Below are 13,261 nucleotides of genomic sequence, written 5' to 3'. Positions count from 1 at the left end.
GTCATGCGAGCGGGAGGCGTCGCGCGCCCCGCCGACGAGCGTCCGGATGAGCCGCGATACGCCGGATCGTCCCGGCGTTGTCCTCGAAGGGGTGGGCCCGCATGCCCACCGCCCGGGCGGCCTCGACGTCCGCCGCGGCGTCGTCGACGAACAGACAGAGTCGCCCGTCGCTCCGGGGCGAGGTCAAGGGGCCCCGAGACCTTGTGGCAGCCCCGTTGCAGCAAGGACGCTCCCGCCGACGGCGCCGGTTCGGTGAAACGGCGGCGGTACCGGCGTAGCGTCGGGAGGTACCGTGCCGGCCGGCGCGGCGCGTCGACCGACGAGAGAGACCTGATGTCCCCGACGATCCGCAGGGCCGTGATCCCCGCCGCCGGACTCGGCTCCCGCCTGCTGCCCCTGACCAAAGCCATCCCCAAGGAGATGCTCCCGGTCGGCGACAAGCCGGTCATCGAGCACACGGTGCGGGAGCTGGTGGACTCCGGGATCACCGACATCACCATCGTCGTCTCCGGCGGAAAGTCCCTGATCCAGGACCACTTCCGGCCGAATCCGGCCCTGGTGCGGCAGCTGCGGGCCGACGGCAAGACGGCGTACGCCGACGCGGTCGAGGAGGTCGCCGAGCTGGCCCGCGACGGCCACATCACCTACCTCGACCAGCACGGCCCGTACGGCAACGGCACTCCCGTCCTCAACGCCGCCCGTGCTTTCGGTGACGAGCCGGCCCTCGTCCTGTGGCCCGACGACGTGTTCGTCGCCGAGGTGCCGCGCGCCCAGCAGCTGATCCGCGCCTACGAGCAGACCGGCTGTCCGGTCCTGGCGCTCATGCCCATGGCCCCCGCCGACTCCCAGCGCTACGGCGTGCCCATCGTCAAGGAGGACCTGGGCCAGGGCCAGTTGCGGATCACCGGCCTGGTGGAGAAGCCCGAGCCGGCCGACGCCCCCTCGGCGTTCGCGGCCATCGGCGGCTACGTCATCACCCCGGGCATCGTGGACGAGCTGCGCGAGCAGACCCGCCGCTGGTACGAGGCCCGCGACAGCGGCCGCCCGGTCGGCGAGGTCTACCTGACCGACGCGATCAACGCTTACGCCGCCGGCCGCGCCGTCTACGGGCAGGTCATCCAGGGCACCTGGTACGACACCGGGAACCCCGCCGACTACCTCGTGGCCCAGATGGCCCACGCACTGGCCCACCCCGAGTACGGCCCCGTCCTGCGCGACCTGGTCCAGCGGCTCGACGCGGTCACCCACACCGACCCCGGCACCACCACCTGACCTGCTCCCGCCCTGCGTGACGCCACTGCCCGGGCGGTTTTCCGTGCGTGCCGGGCAGTGGCGGAGCCGGGAAGTGGATCAGGTGTCCTAGGCTCTGCGCGGAATCGGAGCGTGCAGTCTGGGAAGGCGAGGTGCCGTGCTCGCCGTAGCGGTCATCGCGGGAATCCTGTTCGTCTGGTCGCTGCTCGCGCACCGACTCTCCCGGTGGAGCATCACCGCGCCCATCGCCATGATCGGCGCCGGCGTCGCGCTGACCGCGGGGTCGGACCCACCGCTGCACTTCGACTTCGACACGAAGGCGTTCGAGCACGCCGTCGAGGTCGTGCTCGCGCTGCTGCTCTTCGTCGACGCCGTCGAGGTCCCCCTGTCGGTCATCAGACGGGACAGGGGCCTGTTCGTACGGCTGCTGGGCGTGGCTCTGCCGCTCACCCTCGGCGCGGCCTTCGCGGTCGGATACCTCTTCTTCCCCGCTCAGCCTCTGTGGCTGCTCGCCGTCCTGGCGACCGTCGTCGTGCCGCTGGATCTCGCGCCCACCGCGTCCGTCGTCCGCGATCGCCGGATCCCGGGCCGGCTGCGGGAGGTGCTGAACGTGGAGGGAGGGCTCAACGACGGCATCCTCTCCCCGGTGTTCCTGCTGTGCATCACTCTGGGCGTCGAGGCACACGGAACGCACACCGACTATGTCGACGCGCTGCTGACGGCGGTCGTCGCGTCCGCGTGGGCCGTCGCCACCGGAGTCGTGGTGGGCTGGACGAGCGGATGGCTGCTGGGCAAGTCCTGGCTGCACGGATGGACCCGCCCGACCGCGGTGCGGCTGGGCGTGTTCGCCGTGCCCGTCGCCGCGTACACCCTGTCCGGTGCTGTGGGCGGCAACGGGTTCGTGGCCTCCTTCGTGGCCGGCGTCAGCTTCGCCCCGGCGATGCGCCACCTGCCCGAGACCGCGGTGGAGATGACCGACGACCTGGTCACCCTGCTGTCCCTTGCCTTGTGGTTCATCTTCGGGCAGATCGTCAACGAGGTGTTCGGGGGCGACGTTCCCGGCGCCGTGGTGCTCTACGGACTCGTCGCCGTGGTGCTGGTGCGTCTGGTGCCCGTGCTGCTCTCGCTCACGGGCACGGAGATCAGTCTCGCCGACAGGCTGTTCCTGGGGTGGATGGGGCCGCGCGGGGTGACCTCGATCGTGTTCGGGACGCTCGCGGTCGTCGAGCTCCCTGCGCGGCAGGCGGATTTCATCGCCCCGGCGATGGTGATGACCGTCCTCCTCAGCATCGTCCTCCACGGCCTGAGCGCCGAGCCGATCGCCCGTTTCTACGCTCGGCAGGGACGTTCAAGCGACCGTTGAGTTCTTCGAAACATTCGGACGCCTTCTACATCGCCCAGCTGTGTGAGGTCGCACGAGCGAACCGGAGGACCCTGATGCGGATCGACTCGTCACTGTAGAGCTGCGTTTTCCGTAGAGGCAAGGTGCCGGACAGCATTCGAACGTTCGAAGAAATTTCGGAAACCGAGTCATTGACCGGCGTCCTGAAGGGCGCCCATACTGTCCAGCGTTCGAGTTCTCCGTGGCAGGCGCGTCCTAGTGCATTGGCATGGGCATGCCGTGCGCGACGTGGTCCGCCGCTGCCACCCCCTCAGTCACGCCCGGCTTGTCCCGCCGGGCCAACCGACCATCCACGGAGGAGACATGAACATGGACGATGCTCTCGGGCACCCCCTCAGCCGGAGGGGCTTCCTCGGCCGGACCGGCGCGTTGGCCGTGGGCGCCACCGCGTCCGGGCTGCTGCTGCCCGGCACCGCTCACGCGGACACCACCATCACCACGAACCAGACCGGCACGAACAACGGTTTCTACTACTCGTTCTGGACGGACGGCGGCGGGTCGGTCTCGATGACCCTGCGATCCGGCGGTGGGTACAGCACTTCATGGCAGAACTGCGGAAACTTCGTGGCCGGCAAGGGCTGGAGCAACGGCGGGCGCCGGACCGTGAGCTACTCGGGCAGCTTCGCGCCGTCCGGCAACGGCTACCTGGCGCTGTACGGGTGGACGTCCAACCCGCTCGTCGAGTACTACATCGTCGACAACTGGGGCACCTACCGGCCCACGGGCACCTACAAGGGCACGGTCACCAGCGACGGCGGCACGTACGACATCTACCAGACCACCCGCTACAACGCCCCGTCCGTGGAAGGCGTCAAGACCTTCAACCAGTACTGGAGCGTGCGCCAGTCCAAGAGGACGGGTGGCACCATCACCACCGGCAACCACTTCGACGCCTGGTCCCGGTACGGCATGCGGCTGGGCAGCTTCACGTACTACATGATCCTCGCCACCGAGGGTTACCAGAGCAGCGGAAGCTCCTCGATCACGGTGAGCGGGTGACGGTCCGCATGCCTTCGAAGCCACGCTCCCTCGCGGTGCCCCTGGTTGTCGCGGCCACCGCCGTGGCGAGCACCGTGACTGCGACCGCCGACGCCGCCCCGGCGCGCGCCGCGGCCTGTACCGGTTACGTCGGACTCACCTTCGACGACGGGCCGTCCAACGACCGCACACCGGCCTTGCTCAGCGCCCTCAAGCAGTACGGACTGCGCGCGACGATGTTCAACGAGGGTCGGTTCGCCGCCGCCTACCCCGCCCAGGTCAGGGCCGAGATCGCCGCCGGCATGTGGGTCGGTGACCACAGCTACACGCATCCGCATCTGACGCAGTTGAGCCAGGCGCAGATCGACTCCGAGATCTCCCGCACCCAGCAGGCCATCGCGAACGCCGGTGGTGGCACGCCGCAGTTGTTCCGGCCGCCCTACGGCGAGACCAACGCCACCGTGCAGTCCGTGGCCGCCAAGTACGGCCTGCGACAGGTCATCTGGGACGTCGACTCGCAGGACTGGAACGGCGCCGGTGTCGACGCGATCGTGCAGGCCAGCGCCCGGCTCACCGACGGCCAGGTCATTCTCATGCACGAGTGGCCCGCCAACACCCTCGCGGCGATCCCGCGCATCGCGCAGACTCTGGCGAGCAGGGGCCTGTGCGCGGGCAGGATCTCCCCGCAGACGGGTCGTGCCGTGGCTCCCTGAGCGGGCCGACACGGACAGGCGCGGACCCGGGAGGGTCTGCGCCTGATCGCGTGTGTGCTGTCGCGTGGTCAGCCGCGGCCGGGTGTGAACGGTGCCGACAGGCCACGACGTGCGTTCTGCGACTCCGCCGCGCGGGCGGCCGCGCCGGCGGCGCACGCGAGCAGAAGGGCGAGCGCGCCCGTGACGACGTTGTTGACGATGGTCCTGGTCGTGCTGACATCACCCGCCACCGCCCACGGTGCGACGATCGTCCACAGGCCCAGCGCGCAGGCCCCCCACGCCATGCTGTGGGTGGGCTCGTGGGCCCGGCCGAGTCCGCCGCTCATGAACAGGGCGTAGGCGAGTCCGAGCAGGTTGTTGACGGTCAGGGTGGACAGCCCGTTGAACCCCGTGATCCACGGGGACGCCGCCAGATATGGCCAGACGGCGCCGGGTACCCCAGCGCTGCGGCGGAATCAGGTTTTTTCGGCCTGTTGTTTCCCTTTCGGATCATTTCTCTTCCGCCGCGCCACCCCGAGCCGCCCGCTCACCTGCGGCTCGTCCATGTCACCAGAGCGGCACATGCGTATTCGCCGGTCACCAGGGAACCCTGTGTTGGGTGGTCCGTAGCCGTGCGTTCTCGTGAGGTGAAGCAGTACATGTCGACCACCCAGGCCCAGGTACCGATCGCGCGCCGGGGAGGTGGTGCGTGATGTGCGGCCTGAGCGGAGAAATACGCTTCGACGGCGAACGGCCGGATCTCGCGGCCGTCCGGCGCATGAGTGACCGGCTCGTCGCCCGCGGTCCCGACGGCCACGGGGTGTGGTCGCACGGCCCCGTGGCGCTGGCCCACCGGCGATTGAAGATCATCGACCTGTCGGAGCTCGGCGCCCAGCCGATGACCGACGCCGAGCAGCAGGTCACCGGCGTCTTCAACGGATGCGTCTACAACTACCGGCAGCTGCGCGAGGAGCTGATCGGGCTGGGGCACCGTTTCGAGTCGACCTCCGACACCGAGGTCATCCTGAAGGCGTACCGGCAGTGGGGGACCGACTGCGTCGACCACTTCCACGGGATGTTCGCCTTCGCGCTCGCCGAGCACCGGACCGGCCGGCTGGTCCTGGGGCGTGACCGGCTGGGCATCAAGCCGCTCTATCTGGCTCAGACGCCCGGTCGCCTGCGGTTCGCCTCGTCGCTCCCGGCCCTGCTCGCGGCCGGCGACGTCGACACCTCGCTGGATCCCGTGGCCGTCCACCAGTACCTCAGCTGGCACGCGACGGTGGCCGCGCCCCACACCGTGCTGAACGGTGTGCGCAAGCTGCCGCCCGCCACCGTGCGGGTGGTCGAGCCGGACGGCAGCCACCGGGATCACCGCTACTGGCAGCCGTCGTACACCCGCCGTCCCGAGTACGCGGACATGGGGCCGGACGAATGGCGCGACGCGGTGCTCGACGCCCTGCGCACCGCCGTGCGCCGGCGGATGGTCGCCGACGTGCCCGTCGGGGTCCTGCTCTCCGGCGGCCTGGACTCGAGCCTGATCGTCGCGCTGCTGGCCGACGAGGGCCAGCGGGACCTGGCGACGTTCAGCGTGGGCTTCGACTCGGAGGGCGGCACCGACGGGGACGAGTTCCCCTACTCCGATCTCATCGCCCGGGAGTTCGCCACCGACCACCACCGGTTGCGGGTGCCTTCCGAGCGGGTCTCGACCGCCCTCGACGGAGCGATCGCGGCGATGAGCGAGCCGATGATCAGCCATGACGTGGTCGCGTTCCACCTGCTGTCGGAACAGGTCGCCAAGGAGGTGAAGGTCGTCCAGAGCGGGCAGGGTGCGGACGAGGTCTTCGCCGGCTACCACTGGTATCCGCAGCTGGCCGCCGCCGACCGGGCCGGGGCGGCCGACCGGTACGCGGAGACCTACTTCGACCGGCCCCACGCCGACCTCGCCCGTATCCTGCAGCCGGACATGCTCCCGCCGGACGACGTCTCCGGACGCTTCGTCCGGGACCACATGGCGGCGCCCGGGGCGGACACGGCGCTCGACGCCGCGCTGCGACTGGACACGCATGTGATGCTCGTCGACGATCCGGTGAAACGGGTCGACAACATGACCATGGACTGGGGCCTGGAGGCCCGCGTGCCCTTCCTGGACCATGAACTCGTGGAACTGGCGGCCGCCTGCCCGCCGGAGCTGAAACTGGCCGACGGCGGCAAGGGCGTGGTGAAGGAAGCGGGCCGCAAACTGCTGCCCCACGAGGTGATCGACCGGCCCAAGGGCTACTTCCCCGTCCCGGCGATCACCCATATGGCCGGACCCGTTCTGGAGCGGGTCCGCGAAACCCTCCAGGCGCCGGAGGCACGGCGGCGCGGACTCTTCCGGGACGCGTACGTCGCCGAACTGCTGGCGGCACCTGAAGAACACCGGACCAAGCGCGGGGCGAACGCCCTGTGGCAGGTGGCTCTGCTGGAGACATGGCTTCAGACGCACGGAATATGACCGGCGAACGCATCACCGACGGCGCGGACGACGCCCCGAGGCCGGCCCCCGATCCGCACGGGCGGGTCCTCCCGCAGGCCTTCACGGATCCGCAGGCCCACGCGGATCCGCAGGCCTACGCGGACCCGCAGACCTTCGGGGATCCGCAGACCTTCGGGGATCCGCAGACCTTCGGGGATCCGCGGGCCCACGCGGATCCGCAGGCCTTCAAGGGCCCGCAGGCCTTCACGGATGTGAACCGGCCTGGCCTCTCGTCCACCACCCTGGGCCCGGACGGGGGGCGTGATGTCCCGTATGCCGCCCCCACCCATGTCCCCCTCACGGACGCCTCGGGCCCGCGCGAGGGCACGACGCGGCTCACCGCACACGGTTGCTGGTACCCGTCGGCCGACCCCGCCGGGGTGCAGGTGGCCTTCATCTGCGACCGGGGAGGAGTACCGCAGCTGTGGGCGGGGCCCGTCGACGGCGGCGAGGTACGGCTCCTCGACGCCGGACCCGACCCCGTCCGTGAGGTGTCCTGGTCGCCCGACGGCCGCTGGATCGCCTACACCACCGCCCCCGGCGGCGGCGAGCACTCACGGGTGCTGTGCGTACGCCCCGACGGCACCGACCGCCGCATCCTGGCCGGAGCCGAACCCGGCACCACGGCCTACCTCGGCTGCTGGGCGCATGACGGATCGGCCGTCGCGGTCACGGTGGCCGTCCCGGCCGGCCCGCTCCTGGACGCGGCCGTCCAGGCACCGGCCGCACAGGGCGGCCCCGGCAGCGGCCTGCCGCACGGCTGGTCGGGCCGTGGCGGCGACGCCGTACTCCTCGGCCCGACTCCGCTCACCACCACGGAGCCGAGGACCAGGCCGCAGACCGAGGGCGCGGCGCCCGCCGAAAACCGCCACCCGCGCATCGCGGACCTGCTCACCCCCGCGTATCACGGCCGGGTCACTTCGGTCCGCGACGACCCACGGCACGGCCCGTTCACGCCGACGGCCGGATTCGGAGACGGGCTGTCGGCGTACCTGATCGACCCCGACGGCGCGGCCGCCCCCGTCCTGCTGGCCACCGAGCAGGACGCGGCGACGCTGCGCGTGTGCGACCTCAGCCCCGACGGCAAGCTGGCGCTGCTGCGCCGCGGACCGCGTGGACGGCGTGAGGCGGTCGTGGTCCGCACGACGGATCTCGCCACGACGTGCGTCGTGCCCGTGGCCGACGGCGATCCGTGGATCGGCCGGTTCTCGCCCCAGGCGGACACCCTGTGGCTGCGCAGCGACGCCGAGCGCGAGTTCGCCGCCCTGATCACCGCACGCCTGGACGACGAGGGCCGTCCCCGGGACTGGTCCGTGGCGGTCGAGCGGGAGGGCAGTGAGCTGGAGCTGCTGGCCTTCGCCGACGACGGTCGCACCGCGGTACTGGCCTGGAACGTCCGTGGCGCGAGCGAGACGGAGATCGTCGACCTGGCCGCCTCCGGTACGCCCGCCGGCGGTGTCGGCGTACCCCATCCCGTGCCGCTGCCGCACGAAGTCGTCACCCGCATCGTCGGTGCCGGCCGGGGACGGCTGCTGCTGGCCCTGTCCGGATCGCAGCGTCGCCCCGGCGTGTGGTGGCTGTCCTCCGGTGTCGAGCTTCTTCGCACGCCCTGGTCGTCGAGGGACGAGGACGCGGTGCCTCCGGGCCGCCCGCCCGTGCGGCCGGTGCCGGTGGGAGTGACCGCACGGGACGGGCTGGCGCTGCACGGCTGGTACTACCGCGCGCCGGGACGCGGCCCCGGCGAACCCGCACCCTGCGTGATCCACCTGCACGGCGGCCCCGAGGAACAGGAACGTCCCGTCTTCAACCCGCTGTACCACGAGATCCTCGGACGAGGGCTCGACATCTTCGCGCCCGACGTGCGCGGCTCCTCCGGACACGGACGCTCGTTCGTGGACGCCGACCTGGGCCGGGGCCGGTTCGCCGCACTCGACGACGTGGCCGACTGCGCCGCCCACGCCGTACTGGCGGGCCCCGCCGATCCCGCACGGCTGGCCGTGATGGGCCGCTCCTACGGGGGCTATCTCACCTTCGCCTCCCTCGTCTGGCACCCCGAGCTGTTCCGCACCGGGGTGGCGGTCTGCGGCATGTCCGACTTCGCGACGTTCTTCGAGGGCACCGAACCGTGGATCGCGCAGTCCGCGGCCCACAAGTACGGGCATCCGGAGCGCGACAACGAACTGCTGCGGGCGCTGTCACCCATGACCCGGATCGACGCCCTGCGCGTTCCCGTGCTCGCCGTCCACGGGGAGCACGACACCAACGTCCCGCCGCGGGAGTCGGAGCAGTTCGTGCGGGCGGCGCGGGAACGCGGCCAGGTGGCCGAGCTGCTCACGCTGCGCAACGAGGGCCACGACTTCCTGCGCGCCGACAACCGCCGCCTGTTCCGCCGCGCCGCAGCGGACTGGCTGCAGCGGCATCTCGTCGACCGGCCGGCGAGCGGCTGACCCCACGATCGTCCGCCGCTGCCCCCTTCGTCGTCCCGCAGCTGAGCCTGCACCTTCCCGCCGCGGTTCCCCTCCGAGGGCTCACGGGTGTCCGAATCTGTGGGATACATGGCTCTACGGACATGGCGCGTGCATCCGCCGACGACGAACACTGGGGGTGAGCCGGACCTCCCGGCACCGCACGCACCCGAACGACGAAGAGGTGACCCATGACCGCGGACACGACCCTCGCGGCCGGAATCCACGTGCCCGACACCAAGCCGGCCCGCGAGGCGACGGAACTGGTCCGCGACACCACTGGCGAGCTGATCTACCACCACTCCCGACGCGTGTACTTCTTCGGCAGCCTCCAGGGCCGCAACCGGGACCTCGGCTTCGACCCGGAGCTGCTGTACATCGCAGCGATGTTCCACGACCTCGGTCTGAACGAGGAGTTCCGCTCCAGCGGCCGCCGCTTCGAGGTCGACAGCGCCGACGAGGCGCGTCGTTTCCTGCGGTCGTACGGCGTCCCGGAGGACAGCGTGCGGCGGGTCTGGACGGCCATCGCCCTGCACACCACGCCGGGCATCCCCGAGTTCATGGAGCCGGAGGTCGCGCTGGTCACCGCGGGCGTGGAGTACGACGTCCTCGGCCTCGGCTACGCGGACATCTCCGACGCGGACCGCCAGGACATCGTCGCACTGCATCCCCGCCCCGACTTCAAGCGGCGCATCCTCACCGCCTTCACCGACGGCATCCGCCCCAGGCCGCAGACCACCTTCGGCAACGTCAAGGCCGACGTCCTCGAGCACTGCGTGCCCGGGTTCGAGCGGGGGGACTTCGTGCGCACCATCCTCGACTCGCCGTGGCCGGAGTGACGCACCCGGACGGCGCACACGTCGTCGTGATCGTGGCCTTCGACCAGGTGCAGCTCCTGGACGTGGCCGGACCGATGGAGGTCTTCACCACGGCGAACCGGTCCGGCGCCGGTTACGACGTCCGGGTCGTCTCCCCGGACGGCCGCGACGTCGTCACGTCCTGCGGGCTGCGGATCTGCGTCGACACCGTCCTGGAGGAATTGCCGGAGAGCCCGCACACCCTGGTCGTTCCCGGCCGCAGGGACTGGCAGCGGGCCACGGCGGACCCCGGCCTCGTACCGCTGGTGACCGCGCTCGCCGCCCGCACGCGCAGGGTGACCTCGGTCTGCGCGGGTGCCTTCGTGCTCGCGCACGCCGGGGTCCTGCACGGGCGGCGCGCCACCACCCACTGGGAACTGGCGCCCCAGCTGGCCGCCGCCTACCCGGCGGTGCTGGTGGAACACGACCTGGTCTTCGTGCGCGACGGGCACGTCGTCACCTCGGCCGGCGTCACCGCCGGAATCGACATGGCGCTCGCCCTGGTCGAGGAGGATCACGGCGCGGACGTCGCCCGGGACGTGGCACGTCAGCTGGTCGTCTTCATGGCACGCCCCGGCGGTCAGTCGCAGTTCAGCGTCCGCATGACTCCGCCGAGCCGGCATCCACTGGTGCGCCGGGTGATGGACGAGGTCACCGCGGACCCCTCCCTTCCGTCCGGCATCGACGCACTCGCCTCCGGCGTGGGCATCAGCACCCGGCACCTGACGCGCCTGTTCCGCCAGGAAACGGGCATGACGCCCGGGCAGTACGTCGACGCCGTCCGACTGGAAGCCGCCAAGGCCCTGCTGTCCGGTGGCACCGCCTCGATGGAGGAGGTCGCACAGCAAGCCGGCTTCGGGTCCTCGGAGACCATGCGGCGTCTGTTCCAGAACACCTTCGGGGTGTCTCCCACGGTGTACCGGGCCCGCTTCCGTTCCACCGCCGTGAGCGCTTGAAGGGTCCGTCCGGGGAGGGGCGTTCGGCGGACGGAGGCCGTCGTGCCCAGGGACACCGTCCGCGGCAGGGGGCGGGCGGGCCCGACGAGCGGAGGTGTTGCTCGTCGGGCACGCTCTCTCAGGCTCAGTCCTCGGTGACGCGGATGATCGTGCGGCCGCGGCCGCGGCCGCGTTCGCGCTCGGTGAAGGCGGCCACCGCCTCGGTCAGCGGCCGAACCGCTCCGACCCGTACCCGGAGCCTGCCGTCCCGTACTCGCTGGGCGAGGTCGGCGAGGCGTGCGCGGTCGGGTTCCACGACGAAGAAGACGGCCTGCCCGTCGTCGGGGCGCACGGTGGGCGGCTGGGCGATGGTGACCAGCGTGCCGCCGGGGCGCACGAGGGCGGCCGAGCGGTCGAGGATGTCGCCGCCGATCACGTCGAAGACGACGTCGACCTGGCCGGCCTCCTCGAACCGGTCGGCCTCCAGGTCGAGGAACGCATGGGCGCCCAGTTCGAGGACCGTCTCCCGATCGGCGGAGCGGCCCGCGCCGATCACCCGGGCGCCCGCTTCGACAGCGAGCTGGACGGCGATCGAGCCGACCGCGCCGGCTGCGCCGTGGATCAGGACGGACTGGCCGGTGGCGAGCCGGGCATGGTCGAACAGGCCCTGCCAGGCGGTCAGCCCGGAGATCGGCAGTGCTGCTGCCACCGTGTGGTCGACGTCGGCGGGGAGCGGGGCCAGATTGCGGGCTTCCACGGCGACGTACTCGGCGAGCGACCCGTTGCGGGCCCAGTCGGTCAGCCCGAAGACCCGCTGTCCGACGGTGAGGCCGGTCGTGCCGAAGCCGAGTTCCGCGACCACCCCCGAGACCTCGTGTCCGGGCACGCTCGGGGTGCGGTCGCGTCCCGCGCGGTCGGTCCAGGTGGCGGGCCAGTCGAGTTCTCCTCGGGTGAAGCCCGCGGCGTGCACGTGCACGATGACGTCGTTCTCGGCGGTGTGGGGGTGGGGGAGGTCCTCGAGGGCCAGCCCCGTGACCCCTGCCTCGCGATCGCGGACGGTGATGGCTTGCACGAGCATTCCCTTTCCGGGCCCGTTGGCCCTGGCACATGGATGACAGCTGGACACGGACGCGTGAGCGGCTCTGCAGAAGAATTCCTGCAGTCATTCACCGACGGCCTCTGGCGATGCGATGGGCCGCGAGTGGGCCGTGCGTCCTTTGTCCACGGTGCCGACCACGGGGGGTCCGGCGCCGCCTCGGGCGGGCCATGACCCACTCGAATCCGGTCACCTCAGGATGGGGCCGTGAGCTGCGGCACGCATCGCGTCGCGATCCTCGTCCCCGACGCAGTCAGGCTGCCGATGTCCGCGACGGGCGCCGACGTGGCCTTTTCCATCGGCCTGCGGATCGCTCCCGAGGGGGGACGTGACGCGGAGGGGTGCGCTACGCGGGCCGAGACGGGGTAGAGGCACGGCGAGCGGCCGAGGAGCCGTGAGGAGGAGCTGAACATGACCGATGACGCCTACCTGTTTCTCGTGGACGAGACGACCGCGCACCTGGGCGTGCCGCCGACCGCGCTCGGTGACCTGCCGTGCATGGACACCTCGGCGGTCAGCGCCTGGCTCGCGGCTCACGACGTGACCGCTACGTCGCCGCGGCTGCGGTTGCTGCCCCCGGAGGAGACGGGGGCGATCCCGCAGGACGCGGAACGGCTGCCCGTGCCGCTCACCGACGAGGAGCTGAGCCGGCTGCGCCACCGTGCGGCGCCCGAATCCGTGGCGGCGCTGGAGGACGAACTGCTCGCCTACCGAGACTGCACCGACGGCCGCGACAGGTTGCTCACCCGGGCCCTGGCCGCCGGCGTGCCTGCGCACCGTGTCGCCGAGCTGACCGGAGAGAATCCGTCCGTGGTGGACGCGGCCGCTCGGAAGTGACGACCGCGCGCCGCCCGGGCCGGCGAGCGACCCGGGACGCACCGGGGAGAGCGCCACCGTTTTGACGGCACCGGCCGCCCACAGTAGGTGACCGGCAGGGGAGGGGACCGGCCGACGTGACCGAGCTGCCGCAGGTCAGGCGGTGGCCGGGGCAGCAGCCGCCGTCATCACGGCGCCGTTCTCGACGCGCGAGGCGACAGGGACCTTTGCATACTGCAAGAGCGGGTACCCGC

11 protein-coding genes and 1 pseudogene are annotated in these 13,261 nt (G+C 71.5%); 9 read left to right on the top strand and 3 right to left on the bottom strand.

Features of this window, described 5'->3' with window-relative positions; genetic code table 11:
- Position 1: 1 nt before the first annotated feature.
- Entirely contained in the window at positions 2-187 is a 186-nt protein-coding gene (locus tag ACZ67Q_RS15175; RefSeq protein ID WP_471181456.1) for a hypothetical protein, read from the bottom strand.
- A 146-nt stretch (positions 188-333) separates the two neighbouring features.
- On the opposite strand from ACZ67Q_RS15175, the gene ACZ67Q_RS15170 reads away from it, so the two are divergent.
- From ACZ67Q_RS15170 to ACZ67Q_RS15155, 4 genes are all read left to right on the top strand, one after another.
- On the top strand, positions 334-1,272 hold the full coding sequence (locus tag ACZ67Q_RS15170) for a UTP--glucose-1-phosphate uridylyltransferase (RefSeq protein ID WP_471181454.1): 939 nt from the start codon (positions 334-336) through the stop codon (positions 1,270-1,272).
- A gap of 136 nt (positions 1,273-1,408) precedes the next feature.
- On the top strand, positions 1,409-2,614 hold the full coding sequence (locus ACZ67Q_RS15165) for a cation:proton antiporter domain-containing protein (protein WP_471181451.1): 1,206 nt from the start codon (positions 1,409-1,411) through the stop codon (positions 2,612-2,614).
- Between the two features lie 342 nt (positions 2,615-2,956).
- Positions 2,957-3,652: a glycoside hydrolase family 11 protein gene (locus tag ACZ67Q_RS15160; RefSeq protein WP_471181448.1), complete on the top strand. Its 696-nt coding sequence runs from the start codon at positions 2,957-2,959 to the stop codon at positions 3,650-3,652.
- Between the two features lie 8 nt (positions 3,653-3,660).
- The gene (locus ACZ67Q_RS15155) at positions 3,661-4,344 is read left to right on the top strand and encodes a polysaccharide deacetylase family protein (RefSeq protein ID WP_471181445.1); all 684 of its coding nucleotides are present in this window, start codon (positions 3,661-3,663) and stop codon (positions 4,342-4,344) included.
- Between the two features lie 68 nt (positions 4,345-4,412).
- On the opposite strand, the pseudogene ACZ67Q_RS15150 reads toward ACZ67Q_RS15155, so the two are convergent.
- Positions 4,413-4,760: pseudogene (locus tag ACZ67Q_RS15150) on the bottom strand (SPW repeat protein); the annotation flags it as partial.
- Between the two features lie 275 nt (positions 4,761-5,035).
- Between ACZ67Q_RS15150 and ACZ67Q_RS15145 the strand changes: the two are divergent.
- The 4 genes from ACZ67Q_RS15145 to ACZ67Q_RS15130 all read left to right on the top strand — a co-directional run bounded on the left by ACZ67Q_RS15145 (position 5,036) and on the right by ACZ67Q_RS15130 (position 11,116).
- On the top strand, positions 5,036-6,817 hold the full coding sequence (locus tag ACZ67Q_RS15145) for an N-acetylglutaminylglutamine amidotransferase (RefSeq protein ID WP_471181442.1): 1,782 nt from the start codon (positions 5,036-5,038) through the stop codon (positions 6,815-6,817).
- Positions 6,814-9,285 carry a S9 family peptidase gene (locus ACZ67Q_RS15140; RefSeq protein ID WP_471181439.1) on the top strand — a complete coding sequence of 824 codons (2,472 nt, stop codon included), beginning with the start codon at positions 6,814-6,816 and terminating at the stop codon, positions 9,283-9,285. Before ACZ67Q_RS15145 ends, ACZ67Q_RS15140 begins: the two co-directional genes overlap by 4 nt.
- 209 nt (positions 9,286-9,494) lie before the next feature.
- Entirely contained in the window at positions 9,495-10,142 is a 648-nt protein-coding gene (locus tag ACZ67Q_RS15135; protein WP_471181436.1) for an HD domain-containing protein, read from the top strand.
- Complete coding sequence (locus tag ACZ67Q_RS15130) at positions 10,130-11,116, top strand: GlxA family transcriptional regulator (protein ID WP_471181434.1); 987 nt, start codon at positions 10,130-10,132, stop codon at positions 11,114-11,116. The genes ACZ67Q_RS15135 and ACZ67Q_RS15130 overlap by 13 nt, the downstream gene beginning before the upstream one ends.
- Positions 11,117-11,240: 124 nt before the next feature.
- On the opposite strand, the gene ACZ67Q_RS15125 is transcribed toward ACZ67Q_RS15130, so the two are convergent.
- Positions 11,241-12,167: an NADP-dependent oxidoreductase gene (locus tag ACZ67Q_RS15125; protein WP_471181431.1), complete on the bottom strand. Its 927-nt coding sequence runs from the start codon at positions 12,165-12,167 to the stop codon at positions 11,241-11,243.
- A 435-nt stretch (positions 12,168-12,602) separates the two neighbouring features.
- Between ACZ67Q_RS15125 and ACZ67Q_RS15120 the strand changes: the two genes are divergently transcribed.
- Entirely contained in the window at positions 12,603-13,028 is a 426-nt protein-coding gene (locus ACZ67Q_RS15120; RefSeq protein ID WP_471181428.1) for a DUF6003 family protein, read from the top strand.
- Positions 13,029-13,261 lie beyond the last annotated feature (233 nt).

This window comes from Streptomyces sp. NPDC036813 (assembly GCF_055609245.1).
This window is presented reverse-complemented; position numbering and strand designations above follow the sequence as displayed.